The sequence below is a fragment of the Marinagarivorans algicola genome, assembly GCF_001292705.1.
Classification (GTDB): Bacteria; Pseudomonadota; Gammaproteobacteria; order Pseudomonadales; family Cellvibrionaceae; genus Marinagarivorans; species Marinagarivorans algicola.
Genome location: NZ_LGAK01000022.1, coordinates 1 through 17,155, shown reverse-complemented (window position 1 = coordinate 17,155; position 17,155 = coordinate 1). Strand labels below are relative to the sequence as shown.

Annotated in this window: 12 protein-coding genes; 8 read left to right on the top strand and 4 right to left on the bottom strand. The window is 39.6% G+C overall.

Annotated features, from left to right (window positions below):
• Window positions 1-185: 185 nt before the first annotated feature.
• The 4 genes from AC438_RS09075 to AC438_RS09060 form a co-directional block, all read right to left on the bottom strand.
• Window positions 186-1,661 carry a Ca2+-dependent phosphoinositide-specific phospholipase C gene (locus tag AC438_RS09075; protein WP_053980942.1) on the bottom strand — a complete coding sequence of 492 codons (1,476 nt, stop codon included), beginning with the start codon at window positions 1,659-1,661 and terminating at the stop codon, window positions 186-188.
• Window positions 1,662-2,128: 467 nt separating this feature from the next.
• Complete coding sequence (locus tag AC438_RS09070; RefSeq protein WP_053980941.1) at window positions 2,129-4,954, bottom strand: TonB-dependent receptor; 2,826 nt, start codon at window positions 4,952-4,954, stop codon at window positions 2,129-2,131.
• A gap of 164 nt (window positions 4,955-5,118) precedes the next feature.
• Window positions 5,119-6,117: a FecR family protein gene (locus AC438_RS09065; protein WP_053980940.1), complete on the bottom strand. Its 999-nt coding sequence runs from the start codon at window positions 6,115-6,117 to the stop codon at window positions 5,119-5,121.
• Window positions 6,114-6,770, bottom strand: coding sequence for an RNA polymerase sigma factor (locus tag AC438_RS09060; RefSeq protein ID WP_053980939.1), 657 nt, complete (start codon window positions 6,768-6,770; stop codon window positions 6,114-6,116). Before AC438_RS09060 ends, AC438_RS09065 begins: the two co-directional genes overlap by 4 nt.
• A 360-nt stretch (window positions 6,771-7,130) precedes the next feature.
• Between AC438_RS09060 and AC438_RS09055 the strand changes: the two genes are divergently transcribed.
• The 8 genes from AC438_RS09055 to AC438_RS09020 all read left to right on the top strand — a co-directional run bounded on the left by AC438_RS09055 (window position 7,131) and on the right by AC438_RS09020 (window position 17,018).
• Window positions 7,131-7,967, top strand: a complete 837-nt coding sequence (locus AC438_RS09055) for a hypothetical protein (RefSeq protein WP_053980938.1) — start codon at window positions 7,131-7,133, stop codon at window positions 7,965-7,967.
• A 178-nt stretch (window positions 7,968-8,145) separates the two neighbouring features.
• Window positions 8,146-8,685 carry a GspH/FimT family protein gene (locus AC438_RS09050; protein WP_053980937.1) on the top strand — a complete coding sequence of 180 codons (540 nt, stop codon included), beginning with the start codon at window positions 8,146-8,148 and terminating at the stop codon, window positions 8,683-8,685.
• Window positions 8,673-9,158 carry a type IV pilus modification protein PilV gene (gene pilV / locus AC438_RS09045; RefSeq protein WP_082354055.1) on the top strand — a complete coding sequence of 162 codons (486 nt, stop codon included), beginning with the start codon at window positions 8,673-8,675 and terminating at the stop codon, window positions 9,156-9,158. Before AC438_RS09050 ends, pilV begins: the two co-directional genes overlap by 13 nt.
• Before the next feature lie 38 nt (window positions 9,159-9,196).
• Window positions 9,197-10,195 (top strand): PilW family protein, encoded by a 999-nt coding sequence (locus tag AC438_RS09040; RefSeq protein WP_053980935.1) that lies wholly within the window; start codon window positions 9,197-9,199, stop codon window positions 10,193-10,195.
• A 1-nt stretch (window position 10,196) separates the two neighbouring features.
• A complete protein-coding gene (locus AC438_RS09035) occupies window positions 10,197-10,787 on the top strand; it encodes a PilX N-terminal domain-containing pilus assembly protein (RefSeq protein ID WP_053980934.1) in 591 nt (196 codons plus the stop codon).
• An 8-nt stretch (window positions 10,788-10,795) separates the two neighbouring features.
• Window positions 10,796-15,661: a PilC/PilY family type IV pilus protein gene (locus AC438_RS09030; protein WP_053980933.1), complete on the top strand. Its 4,866-nt coding sequence runs from the start codon at window positions 10,796-10,798 to the stop codon at window positions 15,659-15,661.
• A gap of 16 nt (window positions 15,662-15,677) precedes the next feature.
• Complete coding sequence (locus tag AC438_RS09025) at window positions 15,678-16,082, top strand: type IV pilin protein (protein ID WP_053980932.1); 405 nt, start codon at window positions 15,678-15,680, stop codon at window positions 16,080-16,082.
• 108 nt (window positions 16,083-16,190) lie between these two features.
• A complete protein-coding gene (locus tag AC438_RS09020) occupies window positions 16,191-17,018 on the top strand; it encodes an HDOD domain-containing protein (RefSeq protein ID WP_053980931.1) in 828 nt (275 codons plus the stop codon).
• Window positions 17,019-17,155: the final 137 nt, after the last annotated feature.

Genomic DNA, 17,155 nt, shown 5'->3' with positions numbered 1-17,155 from the left:
TGAAATGACTAGCGATAAGTACTTTTAGAGGACGCTAGCGATAAAAGGAACATTAAATAAAAATGATAGTGAAAAAAATATCACTAAAAGGGTAAAAAATAATTAATAAACCAATAAAGATGGGAGTTAATCATCCACCATTTAAATCTTCAATTAGCACTACGCTATGCACTTCGATTGTGAATTCAGGGAGATAAATTTTTACTTTCATAAAACTTAGCTGAGCGAACTGTACCTATATTCTTAGACTGTAAATCGTTGAGTCTGATCACACCGTTGCGCTGACGTAAATTAGAAAATATATGACCAACTTCCTTATTACCATGAGAGCTCGCGGCAATACCTTGATATTGCAATGGCTCAGAGAAACACATTTTACTACCAATTATCTCCCATCGGCGGCCATCAAAAGAGCCAAACCCTGTTGCACACCGACCATTATTATCTATTGCTAATCGCATAAAAGAGTAATCATCTTGATCAATATTTCCGGGGGTACTGAAGCGTCCGTTATAATTATTTGTCTTGTCGCTATAATCACTACGCCACTGCGTGACGATACTATGATTATCTGATGGGCGACACACAGAAAAATAAGGACCATCACTACGCAGGGAGGCACGTGCCATCAGGCAGCTTTTTGCCCAGCGATCAACATGGCTACTCGTAACACTACTCATTACTGTCCAATCTTTTTTCTCTGTATTATTTTTTTGATAAGCAAATGTAAAATGATCACTGCGACCACTGATATCCTCTGAATTAACTCTTATCCCAATAGCATCTACTTTTTCTTGACGCCCCCCACAGTGCTCAACACAACGAAAAGGCCAAGCAAGGGGGTTATTGGCATTGTGTGTTTTGGACCACCAATCACTAAGAAAATTAATCTTATCGGTTGCGATGTGGTGAACTTTACCGTTGATCGCTGTATTAAAGGCACTTTCGCTATTTAATACATAACGCCGGCTAACCAAGCCTTGATGATTAATATTGTTAGATAAGTTATTATCTTGACTGCTGGTATTTAAGAAAATTTTCGATGAACGATTAACGTCGGTGAGTGTATTGACCCCATCAGCTTTAAACATCAAGCGTCCATCGCTATGAGTGTGATACTCATCACTTGTTGTTACAAAAATCCACTTTCCTTTTAACCTGTCAAGTGTTGGCCAAGCACAATTGCCTGTTACCGTATCACGTAAATGAGTCGCGCTAGGGCAAGCCGCAAATAAATCGGCCGGCTTTAATACATCAGACCTTGAGATATACCGACTAATAAGCCCCTCTAAAGCATTAGGTGTGTGGCTTGCACTGAATCCATTTTTCATATCGAACCAAACAGTCACAACCTCATGATCGGGATATTGCTCATCAAATAATTTTAACAAGGAGAAACAATCTTTAAGACTGTAACAATTTGATCCTTCATCAAAAAAGGGAATATGCATCACACGCCAGTCTTGCCCAGAGGAGCCATTTCTAAAGAGGTCCAGCTCAATAGAACGCACACGATGAAAAATCAATTGATCTAATAAACCTTCATCGCGTGCATAGCTATTATGTGACGATTTTTGTTGAATATCGTTATAACGAGGCGAAGCAACTGCCTGCAATACTAAAAAAAAAGAGAAAAATAGTAGGATAGAATATTTTTTCATTGAGGGTCTCATTAAGGTTGGGCTAGATTTAAATGGCTTATTAATTAACAAGCAACCATTCAGTTAATCTGAAAAAAATTCACCTGATAGAACACTGATAAATTATGGTCTAGATATTTAACCCCCGCGATCGCTTATATAGCGATCATGAGTGGTTTGAGCGACCCAGACAATTATTCATTAGTGCCCAATTTCGGTATATCTGAATAGTTACTTAAAAAATTATTAACGCCATAGCTTAATCTTGTGCGACATTCCATGCTGCACCCTTCATGTAACCATTAATGATTAGGAGATTATTACATGAGCATTTGATACCTCAGTCGATAACTCATTAACGCTCAATTTTTATTTCTCTTATAGTGAAAAATCATTAACGGTTACATACGCCATATTATCCCTCTGAAATGACATAGTGATGACGTATTTATGACTTAAATTAACTAAAAATAGTAACAAATTAAATGCTAAAATTTAGCACGAACACCCATCACAAAACGACGCCCATAATGATCTATGCGCCCACCTCGGAGGTGACTTTCAAAGAAAGTTTTTTGTTTTTTATTTGTTATATTGATTACTTCAAATGAGACCGTTGCTTCAGGTGTTATGCTGTAGCTGATATTGGTATCGACTGTACCAAAAGCAGCTTGTGATTCATCAGAGACAATACCCACACCGTTATCCAGCAAAAATTCATCTCGCCAATTATAGCCAACTCGTGCGCTAAGATTATCTTGCTCAAAAAAGGCAACAGCATTAAAGCTATTCTTAGATAAGCCACCAATTGGTTTATCGCGCAATATACCCGCCTCATTAACCTCTACTTCGCCATCAGCATATGTATAATTTGCTTGAAGACCAAAACCATTATAAGGCTCCGGTAACTGATCAAATACCTGCTGATAACTAACTTCAAACCCATCGATACTACCACCGCCGGTATTACGTGGTGCGCTCAAGACAATACTCTCACCTGCTATGTTTAAACTTTCTGAGGTTGTTGAGATAAACGTTGTGATATCTTTTAAAAATACACTAAAAGAGAGCAAGCCTGCATCACTGAAATACCACTCTAAGGCCGCATCATATTGAATGGCCTCATAAGGATTTAACATAGGCTCGCCTCCCTGAGCGGTAGGCGCATCAGTATTAACACTTAAACCGGGTGTTAGCTGATTAAGTGCTGGACGGGCAATAACCTTAGCAGAGCCTGTTCTTAATAGAACGTCATTACTCAATCTAAAATTAAAATTTAAGCTTGGTAATATATTAGTATATTTATTTTCGAACGAAACGGGTGTAGGTATCTGATTAATAATACGCAGACCTGAAGGTGACTGCGTTGTTTGAACAATACGAACACCTATATTACCAAATATTTTATCGTCTTCATTTTCAGCGCCAAAATTACCCTGAACAAAAGTTGATAATATCGTTTCATCAACATGATAAGAGCGCTTTAAATCATCAGAGGTTAATGGTTCATTGATAGCGCTATCTTCAAAAAACTCATCAAAAAATTTTGTTGCACTGGGTACAACAAAACGCCTAGGGAAATCACCGTTAACATCTGCTAAAAAATTACTGACAGGAAAATCATCAAAGAAATCACCACCAAAAGACCCATCAAACGAAAATCGAATATCACGCCTTTTGTATTCACGTGAACGGTCACGAAAACCAAAACCCATTTGAATATTAGTAAAAATATCATTAACATCATATTGCGCTTCAAACTTAAAGCCGTTATCACTATCCCTAACATCAATAGTACGATATTCAATACGACGCCCTAAAAAAGCAGTTTCATCATTGACATCAATCGTAGGAGTCATCAAAAACGGAGCACTGTTAAAACCGTTTGAATAATCAAAATTTAAATCGCTAAACGTTCTCAATCGATTACGCCGAATAGGGTCGTCTGTATTACTTTGCGCTCTAGAAGCGGTGAGATTAAGATCAAAGTGCCAGTCGTTATTATCCCAATGGTTTTTTAATCCTATAGAAAATGTATCGTGCAATGATTTTGATGTTTCACGAGATAATTGTATGCCCGTCTCTCTGGCAGTACCCGCTACAACAGTGTTACCACTGGTTACAGCGTTAATAATTTCGCTACCAAAGCCTAGGTCCAAACCAATCTCATCAAAATCAACCGAAAATTGCGACCATAAAATATCTAATGTTCCCTCATAGTTATCACTCGGCTGCCATTGCATACTGCTTGCCAGTGATACCCTTTCACGCTCCTGCCGCTCTAATGTAGGCCGATTACGCTGGGGCTTAAAAAAACCATTGAGCGGGTCACCCTCTTCTTGTGATTGGATCCAGTTAAAAGTAAAAGCACGATCTTGGCGAATATTACGCTTACCGTATGCCGCTGAAACAAGCACACCAAAAGTTCCTTCATCGTTGAGCCAACTTTTAAGTCCTGACACCTTAGGATCTGTACCACCTGCAAAATCAGAATGACTCACTTTAAGACTGAGCGCTGTTGAATGGCCTAATTGTATCGGCTTAAATGTTTTAACATCGACAAGTCCACCAATAGAGCCTTCCTCTAAACGCGCCTCTGGCGCTTTAATCACATCGATACTCGAAATTAACTCAGAGGGTAGGACATCATAGCGAAACGACCGTCCTTTTTGGCCACTGTTCTCTACATTCTCATTAATAGCAAGACTACTACCATTAAGTTGTGTAATTTGAAATTCAGGCCCCAAACCTCGAACGCTGACAAATAAACCTTCGCCACGATTACGCTCAATTTGAACACCTGGTACTAACTGTAATGCTTCAGCAACATTCTCTGTTGGGAATTTACCAATATCTTCAGAATTTATGCTGTCCATTACCGATGCCGAATTGCGTTTGACATCAATAGCGCGTGCTATAGCTCCAGAATAACGACCGGTAATTATTACTGTTTCAAGTGTAGGCTCTGACTGGTCGGCTTTAATGGCTAGATTATTTTTTCCGACCTCAATAATAAAACTTCCCTTATCGCCTTTTTTATAACTCAACCCGGTGCTATTGAGCAATAATTTTAGCGCCTCATCAATCTCGTATTCCCCTTTAATTGCTGGTGCAGCTTTATTTTTTATAAGTTTAGTTGGAGCCAAAATAACGGTACCTGTTTTTTCAGATAACTGATTAATGGCTTGCCCTAAGGGCTGCTCAGCAATATCTAACGTAACCGCCTCAGCATTCACACACACAGAAAATCCAAGTGCCACCAAAGAAATTACACCAGATAACGCCTGTGCTTTTTTATTACGCTTAAATAACATATAAATACCTATAATGTTTTATTGATGTGTCAGATAATAGACACTTAAATTATATTGGTACTATATAGATCTATTGGCGAAATTTTTTTTCAGCATTATTTAAAGTTTAACAAAAACTTAACAATAAAATTAATAGAATTTTTAACATGCAATATCAATATGATTTAGTCATTGATAATTTTAATATTATGATCGTCTTCATATATTTTAAATCCGTAGGCATTTACCAATCCAGCAAGTGCTTGATCAATATTATTGACATCCAATGATAGGGTTATTGCAATATTTGTGTTAATATTTTTTAGCGAAATATTTTTACTATGATAACGATTCATATCAGTAATAATATTATGCAGAAGCTCACCATCATAGATTAATCGCCGATTAACCCAAGCCAGCTCAACATTGGGATCAAACTTTATTATATTGCCTACAGCACCATCTTTATTGACCGTTATTTGCTCACCAGACAATATTGCTCTAGCCCCCAACGGGGTATTTTCACTAGGTAGTGATACGGATACCTCGCCCTCTGTCACCGATATTCGATCAGTATCGATACCTTGCCAAAAAATAAACGCTGTACCTAAGACGCTCACACTCGAATGCCGGCCTACCACATGAAAGGGCCTAGCCTTATCGCTGGCGACTTGAAAGTATGCACTACCTTTTAACAATTGCACCATGCGCTGCTTACCCGTCAATATCACTTCGATTCTAGAGTCCCCACTCAACATCACCACAGAACCATCATCTAACTCAACACTTTTATTTTCGCCAAAAAGCGAAGCATACTCTACCGCACGATAATCTAATGGCAGATAACGTGTCAGCGCAAATAGGCATAACACGCATAAGATGCTTGCTGCCATCGCAATATGATAAGGATGAGATATCACTCTCAACGGGTTGAAGCGACGCTTTCTAGAGGCCTCAATACTTGTCGCCAACGCCTCAATGTCATCGAACAAGCCTATGTTATGCCAAACAGCCTCCACTCTTTTTAGGGCCGTTCGATGTACTGAATCGCTGGCGAGCCATGCCTCTAACGCATCATAATCGGCTTGCGTTGCATGACCCGAATAAAGGTGCACCAACCATTGCCTAGCCTTATCACTCACACCGTCAGGTATCTCCGCTACTTTCGTATCAATAGCATTCATATGTCACACTCACTCACAGCCTCTTCCAGCAGGGCTAAGGCACGTTTAAGTTGACGAGAGATATCGGCTTGACTCCATCCAGTATCGAGAGAAATTGCGGCGTAAGTATCCCCTTTAATACGACTACGCATAAGAATAGTGCGCTGCTTTTGGGTTAATTTCATAAAACCACGATGCGTAGCCTCTATATGCTGCTGACTACTCACAATGCGCTCAGGTGAAATATCCTGCCTCTCTCTGTCTTCGTTATTGAGCTGCTCACTAAGAAAATTACGCGCCCTTTGAAGATGATGAATCGACTTTAGCGCTACGTTAAAGGCTATTTTGAATACGAAAGCTCGAGGATTTTCAATATCGTCAATATTTTTTACTTGTGAGAGCTTCGTAAAGGCCTCCTGCGCAATATCTTCGGGGTCAGGCGGGTTACCGTAGAGCCTCTGTAACTGCCGACATAAGTCACTCCATGATTCGCGATAAAGCCGCTCAAGCAAGCAGTGTCGTGCCAGCTCAGGAGACTGCATCACATTTGCGCCGATACCACACAATCGCCCCGGGCGATCTTGATTATGCTTCTTTTTTTTATATGAAGAGAAAGATAATGTCGCAGCCACTTGTACAGGCTTCGCCGCGGCCTCAAACAACACACTATTCATGACGATCAATTACTCAGCTTTACATCTAATGAGGCGCCAGTCTATTGCACATAAATGAATTTTTTAAGACACCGCCGCACTATAGCGTCAATATTTTTCTACACACCTTTATATGCTGCCTGCGTGAGAAACCAATCAATTATTTGGTATAGAGAAGGGTTGGCTTTATAGCCGGCAATACCACCTTCAACCTTTAGCTCAACGGCCTACTCTGCCGATAAGTGTGCTGGCAATAAATTAACCCTATGCCCTACTACCTTATGACTAGCACTGTAGCCATAGCACTTCTATAGTTCACCTATCGTTACTCAATATAAAAATCTAAATACCTAGAAAAGCCCTGAACTCATGAGGTAAGTAATGAGAATTAAAGGTAGCCTAAAATATAAAATACTACGACTTGTACTTTTACAAGCTATTGTTTTAACCGTTGTACTGATCAGTATCAGCCTCATTAACCCCAGCTGGGTTTTTTCGTCTGCGCCACAACATGCAGAGACGGTCACAACAATTAAAAAAATTAAACACGAATATGCCATGCTCAACACACTTAGCATGCAACTTGCTAGCTACCGCAATAAAGGCCATCATCAAGAGCAAACAGCACAAGTATCTGTCAATATCAATGAAACACCTACTTATGAAGATACAATACAGGCGCTAAATCAACATATTCATAATATGAAAAAATTAAGCCAAAAAGGACAATCTATTTTTAATACTGATTTTAGCGTACTCATTAGTTTTTTATTTAATTATCAAAATCAAATTAAAACAATAGCGCCACACAATACAAATTTCGAAGAGAACTTATGGCGCAGTCAATTGTTCTTTTCTAGAATTCAAAGTGAAATTTTTTATATTATAGAAGGTATAGATCAGGCGCTAGCCATGAAAAATCATCGCGAATTAAAAAACACACAAATGAGCTTGTTGATTTGGGGAATTGCTAGTTTCATAATTTTAATTATTAGTAACTTTACTGCTCTAACATATGCAAATAAATGGAAAAAGCAAATTGCATACCTATTAAATCTTGCTTATCGCGCCAGCATTGATAACCCCGCCTCCTCAGCTAGCCATTACTTAAACGAAACAGATGATAATATTATTGAAGATGAATTAGATTATCTTGTGATTGTGCTACAAGATCTGCTTCATAAATATAACCACCCCGAACAGCCAAAAAAAGAATAAAGCCATTAGTACTATAAATTTTAATTATATTACTGACATAAATATCTGAAATAAAAATTTAGTTATAATAATTTTATTATAAGATTATCATCATATAAGAGGTACACTGATTACCTAAGGCCAACCAATTATCTTTATCATAATATTTCTATATGATAGTAATGCTATAAATATAATTATGAAAAAAATATTATTCGGATATACATTACTAGAGCTATTAATTACCCTCACAATTATTGCTATTATTGCAGCCGTAGCTGTTCCTTCTTTTGACAGCATTATGGATAACAATAAACAATCTGCAGCGATCAATAAACTTTTAGGTGAGTTGCACTTTGCACGCAGTGAAGCGGTAAAACGGGCAAGACAAGTGGTTATTTGCCCTAGTAGCAACAATAACACCTGTAATACTGCACAGACTTGGGCTGATGGTTGGATCATGTTTATCGATAACAATCGTAATAATATGCATGAAAATGCCGAAGAAATCCTAAGAATTGGCGAAAAATTTGATCGCGGTTTAACAGTCACAGTCAGCCATAACCTCGCAAAATATATCCGATATCGCTCTAATGGTATGACGATTTCTCCTGGTGAGATAACTATTTGTGACTCTCGTGGTAGCCCGAAAGCACAAGCAATCATTATCAACACTATCGGTCGACCTCAAATATCTCAATACAATGAAGTCGGAGGCGCATTGATATGCAATCAGTAGTAATCCGTAAGGGTTATATGCCTGCCAGAAGGTTAAATTTTGGGTTTGGTATGATTGAGGTTTTAGTATCTCTGGTTATCTTTGCAGGCGGTATATTAGGTATCGCAACAATGCAACTTGGTGGACTAGGCCTATTATCGAATTCCAATGCGATGAATGTTGCCGTACTGAGCGCAAACGACATGGCAGATCGCATGCGGGCCAACCCTCTGGGTGTAGAAGCAGGCAGCTATAATAATATTAAAGGCGATACGTCAGCCAACTGCGACTCATTATGCAGCCCTGAACAGACTGCAGTATTTGATGCCTACAGCATTAAACAACAGCTATCACAAAGCTTAATTTCACCTACGCTACATGTGATCAATGCTAGTAATAATTTATATACCATTCATATCAGCTGGGTAGAAAAAGCTAAAAATACCCATACCACCAAAACCCATCGCTTCACCTTCATGCCATATAACCCTTAATTTATTTGCGCTAGCCACGACTCATATAGGCCAATCTCATGCAGATCACGATAAGACGTAAATATACCGGTATATCACTTGTTGGGTTAATGATTGCTTTATTACTTGGATCAATATTGCTAAGTGGTTTGATTACAGTTTTTAGCAGTAATCAAACCACTTCCCGCTTGATGTTTGACTTTGGATCATTACAAGAAGGCGCTCGCGCAGCTAACCATGTACTAGAAAGCTCTATTCGGCAAGCCGGTCACTTTGGTGGAGTCGACCCGATAGATATATTAACAAATAGCTCATTAACCCTTAAAGGCAAGGGCAATTGTAATCATGCATGGATTACTGCGACATCAGAACCTATTCGAGCTTACGATGGCAACAGTACGATTACTCATGTTACAAACTTACCCAATGGTTGCATAGAAGCGAGTGATTATGTCGCCAATACCGATATCTTATCATTAAAATATGGCTCAACCATCGGTATGGCGAAGTTGAGTGACTTGGATGCAAATACCGTATATGTGAGAACTGTAACGGCTTCTAATGAGCAAATTTCCGGTGAAATATTCAAAGGCGATAGCAAGCCAAGCATTGGGGGGTCTAGCGATGCATTGGGTATTTATAATTTTAAATACGCTAGTGAGCTTTACTATATTCGTGCCTGTAGCCAAAAAATAAATGGCGTTTGCCATGATAACATTCCAAGTCTTGTACGCTATCAGCTTGATGGCTTAGAGTTTAAAGAGTACCTATTAATTGCAGGTGTTGAGCAATTTCAAATTGAATTTGGTATTGACTCAGATGCCGATTACAACGCCGATCAATACTTATCGCCTTCAGCCATTAAGGATTGGCAGCAAGTGATAAGCGTAAAGTTCAGTCTCGTTATCCGTGGAAAAACTCAAGATAATAGTCTTTTAGATACCGAAACTTACACGCTAGTTGGAAACGTGAATTACACTCCCAAAAATGAAGATCAAGCTTATCGAAGACGTACCTATACAAAAGTAGTCCAGTTACGCAATATGGTTAGAGGTTAAAATGCACACAATAATTAGAAAAAAACCGAAAAAGAAGCAACAAGGTGCCATCTTAATTATTGGCTTAATCTTATTAACTATTGTTGGTATTGCCGCTATTGCAAGCATAGAAACATCAAACTTGGATTATAGGATGGCCTCTAATTCTGCATTCAAAAGTCAATCTTTTCAAGCTTCAGAGACGGGTAGAGTTAGTGCAGGAAATGCGATAAAAGAATATATTTATGATCGCTCTTGGAATAGCGCCAATAAGCATATTAATTTATCTTTTGAGGCATCTTTTAACCCGCTTGCAGTAAGTAACCAAAGCGAAGATGTTTTTGATACTGACACTTTAGAAACTGATATGAATTTTTCTGTCGCTCAATCGGCTACCGCAGAAAAGGTTTCTTCTGACATTTATATTTTACGCATACCCATGACAAATGCCGCCTCTGGTGGTGGGCTACAACAGCTAGCAGGTTATCGCGGCGCAGGTAAAGGAGTTGCCACAAGCGGCAGCGCCATTTATTTTGAATTACGATCAAAAGGTATGGCAAAAGGCGGGGCACAGACAGTGACCGCCAGTGAATACCGTGCATTCATTCAGTGAGGCTAACCATGAAAATTTTTAATAAATTGCTCACTAACGGACTAGCCTGTTTAATTTTACTCTTGCCTGCATTTACCTTTGCGCATAACGATTCAGCCAACTTCACGGCAGCACCACCTTTTGTAGCAACAAACGTGGGTAAGCCCAACGTGGTTATTGCATTGGATATTTCAGGTAGTATGAAGCAATCCGCATATAGCGATACGCGTATTAATTGGAAATCAGGCATTCATCAAGATTTCAATCCACAGTACCCTTACTACGGATACTTCGAGAATGATCAAAAGTATTCATATTCAGCAGAAACTCACAAACAATTTTTTTATGCTGATACAGCAGGAGCATGGGATGGCAATTATTTAAATTGGCTAACCATGCGTCGCATGGATGTAGTGCGCAAAGTATTGGTGGGTGGTAAAGTAAAAAATCGCTCAGGTGATCTTATTAACGGTGAAAAATGGTATGTACTGGAAGGACAAAATGAACCTTTAGATTATACATTTAAAAAGAAATATAATGCGAGTTCAACTTTAAGCCCAATACCTAATAACGCAGAAGTTCTAATTAGTGAAGGAACGTTTTCCATTACTAACAATACAGGCGGTGCAACAAGTGTCATACTCAGTGATAATGTCGAAATAGGCACTATTGATACCGATAGAGATAAAAATGAAAACGGCTGGTACCAGGTCACCTTTAAAAATACTTACGATCAAGGTAACCCTCCCGCAGTGGTTGCCACTGCGTTATCTTATAACGGTAGTCATCCTGCGGTAGCCCGAGTATCTAATATCACTCATAAAGGCTTTAAAGTTAGAATTGATGAGTGGGACTATCTCGACGGCAGCCATACAACAGAAAAAATTACATTTATCGTGGCGGCTAAAGGCCAGTATACGATAGATATTAAAGATAAAAATTCTACAAATATACGAACCTACCCAGTATCTGCTGGTACTGCAAGGCTTTCTTCAGATAAAACCCTTAGAGATAGCAATAATGATAATGATTATACAAGAATTAACACCGCGGCTAAATTTGTAAAACCTGTACTATTTACCGGCGTCACAACAAATTTTGATAATACACCTGTAACAACTCGCGTTAAAGACCTTTATTCGAGTAATGTTTTTGAATTTAAAGTGGCTATGCAAATGGAAGAAAAGTACCAAGATAGGGGAAATCAACATGGCGCCGAGGATGTCAGCTGGATTGCCATAGAGTCTCTATCAGGTCATTCCACACATTCTGCTAGTGCAATACAGATTGGTAGTAAAATTTCTTTTAGTAGTTCATGGAAAGATATTAAACTAGAAGAAGACTTATTTCGCACCACACCCATTATTGCTGTCAATATGCAAAGTACCAATGATCCTGATCCAGCAGTAGTCCGTTATGGTGACTCTGAAGTTGACAGTAATGGCTTCGATGTTTTAATAGAAGAAGAAAGATCTAACGGAAATGAAACCTACCATTTAAATGAAACCATTGGATTTTTAGCGATAGAAACAGATCCAGCTTATAAAATTCGAGTGGCTATTAACTCAGAGCCTTCTGGTATTATTCAGCAAAATTCAGGATCTGTACGCTTTGGGGTCGCTGTTTACAATTATGATCATTCACGTGATCCTACTTCGATTTATAATGGTAATAACGTACATGGAGGCACGTTAAGAGCCTGCTATCCTGATGTATCCAAAAAAGTATCGACACGGACCAATTTTGACATTTGCCTTGATACACACGTGAAGTCCCCACTCTCTAACATCATTGATGTTATTGAAGATCACCCTTTGATTTGGGGTACTACACCTATCGCTGAGACGCTCTACGATATCAAAGGTTATTTTTCTCAGCATGACTTTAATCGCGGCCTAAGCAAGCACTCACAGTGGTACGACAATGGAACAGAGGGCACTCCAGGCCAACGAAACTCTTATGAAATCAGTAATGACTGGGACCCCTATTATTATTCCGAATATTCTGCTCGACTGCCATGTGCCAAATCATTTGTCCTACACTTTAATGATGGTGCACCTTATAAGGACTTTGATGGTATTGGCCATCCTAGAATAAAAAATGATGGTATTGGGAGCTTTGGCACTGAGCAAGTATTAGATGACTTAGCCCTAATGCTGAGACAAGAAGATTGCCGAGAAGAAAGTGGTATGGTTGGTCATCAAGAGATTATTAGCTATTATGTTTATGCTGCCTTAGGTGAAGGGGAGCAATATAACGACGCAAGTCGTCGAATGCGAGAAGCGGCAGCTAACGGTGGCTTTATCGATAATAATGGTGATCATAACCCCACTCCACCGCACCCTGAAAATTTTAATAGCTACATTAAAAACGGCAACAACTCATGTACGCCCAATGAATGGGATGAAGATGGAGACTGTAATCCAGATACTTTTTACTTCGCCAGTAATGCCGAAGAGCTCGTCACTCAACTCAATGCGGCTTTAGAATCTATTACTGCGCGTTCTGGCTCTGGTGGAGCAGCGTCTGTTATTGCTGCATCACGCTCTGGTGAAGGGGCCGTCTTTAACGCCATATTTCGACCCTCTGTGACATCTGATGGGGAAGAAGTAACATGGGTCGGCGATGTTCATGCACTGATGATTGATAGCTCCGGTAATATTCGCCAAGATAATGGGGATGGTATTTTAGGTGATCCAGCGGCTGATAACTATATTGACATGTGTTCTTACGATGATGGAGAACTCAAGGAAGTTAGAGTCAAGCTATCTTCTTCGGCATCGCAGCGCCCTTCTAAGATCCAGTTTTCTAGCTGCACTAAAGCTTTATTTGATAAGGACTTATTCGATCTAGAATATCTCTGGAGCGGCTCTAGTTGGCTATCATCATTGAGTGATAATGAAGCTATCCAACAGCGTGATTACACCTCAACTCAACTAGGTCGATACATCTTCTCAGGCATAGACAATAACAACGATGGGCTAGTCACATCCTCAGAAGTGATTGATTTTTCGCCCGATAGCTTTGACGAAAGCACTGCGGGTTTACTGTCTAATACTGTCGCTGAAGCTAAAGATATTGTTCGCTTTATTAGAGGCAAAGATATTCCTGGATATCGCTCACGTCAGCTTAATGGAAAAACCATGCGCTTAGGGGATATCATTTATTCGACTCCTACCGTAGTCGGCAGACCCGCTGAAAATTTAGATCTAATTTATGGCAGTACTAGCTATCAAGCTTTCTTTGATCGGTATCGATATCGCCGACAGGTTGTATATGCAGGTGGAAATGACGGCATGCTACATGCATTTAATGGCGGATGGTTTGACCCTGAAACAAAAAAATTCCAAAAGGCAAAAGGAAGTGGTGCGCCAGGGTCATCAATAGCATTTGATTTTGGTGCTGAACTCTGGGCGTATGCGCCTTATAATACACTCACTCATTTAGAATATTTAACACGTCCTAATTATGGCTCCGTATCCTCCGATCACTTATATTTTGTTGATTTGGAACCAAGAATTTTTGACGCTAAAATTTTCCCTAAAGACAATGACCATCCAGAAGGGTGGGGCACTGTCTTAGTTGTTGGTAGTCGCTTAGGCGGAGGCACAAGAACACTAGATATGGATTTAAGCGCTACCACAAACAATCGAACTTTGCGCTCAAGCATTACAATTTTTGACATTACTAATCCAGATAAACCCCCAAAATTACTTTTAGAATTTACCGATCCACAGCTCGGTTTTACCACAGCTATTCCTGCACCGATTGTCGTTAGTAATAATATCGAAGGCTCTGGTGATTGGTACTTATTATTAGGCTCCGGAGCAGACACAACGCCAACAGGTTTTGATCATGTGAGCAGCACTCAAAAAGCAACCTTATTCCTACTAGACCTAAATAATATTGCCGCAGGTAAAAATTCTGTTTTAGAAAAATCTTTTGGCAACGGCAATGGAAAAATTCAATTGCCCGACGATAATAGCTTTATTTCAGATTTAAGCGCTGTTGATTTTGGGCTCGATAAATTTACAACAGATGCAGTATATTTTGGCACTGTCAGTGGAGAACCCAATAATTGGAGTGGAAAAGTATACAGACTCTTAATACAAGAAAATAATAATGAAACTCAAAAGCCAGTTAACCAGTGGAATATCAAAGAAGTCTATAATCCACAACGACCGATTACATCACCTATATCAATGACTACTGATAATGTGCGCAATCGCTGGCTACACTTTGGTACCGGTCGATTTTATACCCAAGAAGATAATCTGGATAACAATTACAACTATTTTTATGGGCTGAAAGAGACTCGCATTAACACAGGTAGCTTTACTTATAAATCACCAACAAAGATCGTCGATGTAACCAATACTCAAGTAAGAAGTGATGACGCCCGAGTTGAGCAACCACCAACATTAACACCGCCACTTCAAAATGACGCAACCATTCATATACTTCAATCTCGTATGAAATCTTTTGGAAGTAATGAAGCTGTCGACGGCTGGGTACGAAAATTAGGAGAAGGAGAGAAGAACTTTGGTACCGCCACTATTTTTGGCGGTACACTAACTTTTACAACCTTTGATCCTGAATTCGATGAATGTTCGGTCAATGGCGATGCTCGTCTTTATGTCCTCAATAGCCTGACCGGTACAGCCGGTAGTCCAGGTATTTTAGTGCAAGATAACAACAGTCAATACAACCAGCATGTTGTTGACCTCGGGGGCTCCCCTGCAACCAGCCCAAGTATTCATATTGGGGATGGTTACACTTCAAATAACAAAGCCAATGCAATTATTCAAACATCAGATGGCGCAATCACGACCATAGAGCAAAAAAATCAAGAGAATATTCGCAGTGGCGAAGTCAGCTGGCGAGAACTTCAATAACAGAGTATCTATATCTATGATTAGCAAAAGACACTATGGATTCAATCTTATTGAGTTACTTATTGCTATTACAGTTGTCGGGATTGTCGCTACCATTGCATTTCCGTCTTACCAAAATAGTGTTCGCAAAGGCAACCGCACCGATGGCCACAAGGCCTTATTAGAAGCTTTATCAGGCATGGAGCAATACTTCTATAGCGAAAACACTTATACAACAGACCTCACCAAACTCGGCTACAGCTCCACAACAAACGTCACAACAGAGCAAGGGCATTATACATTAAGCGTAGCTTCTCCAACAAAACACTGCCCTATTACAAGCTGCGTCACCCTACAAGCTAAAGCAATTCATAATCAAATGCCTGACGGCGATTTAACAATTGATACCCGCGGACAAAAATTACCTCTCGACAAATGGTAATTACCATTTACTCAACTTTGTAGCCGAAAAATTATTTCATATAGGTAATTTCTTTATATTAAGAACTTAACACCTATCATAAAATAATAAAAGGCAGAGATTTAACTTATGAGCTTTAACAGTCTATTTAATAGCGCCACGCGCTTACCAAGCATTCCAAAAATAATTGAAGAGCTCATCGAAAGTTTAGATGACCCTAATGCCGATATAGACAAAATAAGTGCTAAAATAGCACAAGAACCAGTACTAACGACTAAACTTTTACGTGTTGCCAACTCCGCACATTATGGGCTCCCGAGACAGGTATCATCTGTTCAAGATGCAGCTATTATTATGGGTTTTCCAGCGGTACGCACACTAGTTATGGCTAGCGGTATGGTCGACTCGCTCGAAATGCCAGCAGCCTTAAATAAAAGGTCTTTTTGGATCAACGCCTTTGAAGTTGCAGGGTGCGCCAAATGGCTATGTAAATTCCAAAAGGAATTAGACGCAAATACCGCATTTACTGCCGGCCTCATTCACAGTGTTGGGCAGTTGTTAATGTATTCCGCTGAACCCGCAAAAGCGAATGAAGTACAAGCAAAAGTTGCTAACGGGCAAGAGCGACTAGCCGCTGAACTAGAGATCTTTGGATTCAATAACTGCGAAGCCGGTTCAGAGCTCGCTAAACGCTGGAAATTTCCCGATGTCATCAATACTGGGCTCAGATTTCAAAACAACCCTAAAAAAGCAACGCCCGCTTCAGTGACTGCCGCACTCATTTATTTAGCAAAGCATGTGGTTGACATGCTTAAAGATCATCCCTCTAAAGATGAAATCTTAACCTCACTACCCAGTGAAATAAAAGATAACCCACCTGTAGATCTTAATGCAATGGTATCGGCATTAGATGCCGTAGACGACTTTAGTGGAGGCATTGGGTTGTTACTTGACTAAGTTACAAGAAGCGCGGCACAGCAGATTAAAAAGCTCATCACAAAAAGCTTTGGATAGGCCGCCATAAACGTAAAAACCCCCTCCGAATCGCTTCGAAGGGGGTTTTTGTAATAAGACCTGACAATGACCTACTCTCG

What these genes read in the sequence shown, in the direction of transcription:
- AC438_RS09075 (WP_053980942.1), bottom strand. Translation starts at nt 1,661, where the DNA reads ATGAAAAAATATTCTATCCTACTATTTTTCTCTTTTTTTTTAGTATTG.
- AC438_RS09070 (WP_053980941.1), bottom strand. Translation starts at nt 4,954, where the DNA reads ATGTTATTTAAGCGTAATAAAAAAGCACAGGCGTTATCTGGTGTAATT.
- AC438_RS09065 (WP_053980940.1), bottom strand. Translation starts at nt 6,117, where the DNA reads ATGAATGCTATTGATACGAAAGTAGCGGAGATACCTGACGGTGTGAGT.
- AC438_RS09060 (WP_053980939.1), bottom strand. Translation starts at nt 6,770, where the DNA reads ATGAATAGTGTGTTGTTTGAGGCCGCGGCGAAGCCTGTACAAGTGGCT.
- AC438_RS09055 (WP_053980938.1), top strand. Translation starts at nt 7,131, where the DNA reads ATGAGAATTAAAGGTAGCCTAAAATATAAAATACTACGACTTGTACTT.
- AC438_RS09050 (WP_053980937.1), top strand. Translation starts at nt 8,146, where the DNA reads ATGAAAAAAATATTATTCGGATATACATTACTAGAGCTATTAATTACC.
- pilV (WP_082354055.1), top strand. Translation starts at nt 8,673, where the DNA reads ATGCAATCAGTAGTAATCCGTAAGGGTTATATGCCTGCCAGAAGGTTA.
- AC438_RS09040 (WP_053980935.1), top strand. Translation starts at nt 9,197, where the DNA reads ATGCAGATCACGATAAGACGTAAATATACCGGTATATCACTTGTTGGG.
- AC438_RS09035 (WP_053980934.1), top strand. Translation starts at nt 10,197, where the DNA reads ATGCACACAATAATTAGAAAAAAACCGAAAAAGAAGCAACAAGGTGCC.
- AC438_RS09030 (WP_053980933.1), top strand. Translation starts at nt 10,796, where the DNA reads ATGAAAATTTTTAATAAATTGCTCACTAACGGACTAGCCTGTTTAATT.
- AC438_RS09025 (WP_053980932.1), top strand. Translation starts at nt 15,678, where the DNA reads ATGATTAGCAAAAGACACTATGGATTCAATCTTATTGAGTTACTTATT.
- AC438_RS09020 (WP_053980931.1), top strand. Translation starts at nt 16,191, where the DNA reads ATGAGCTTTAACAGTCTATTTAATAGCGCCACGCGCTTACCAAGCATT.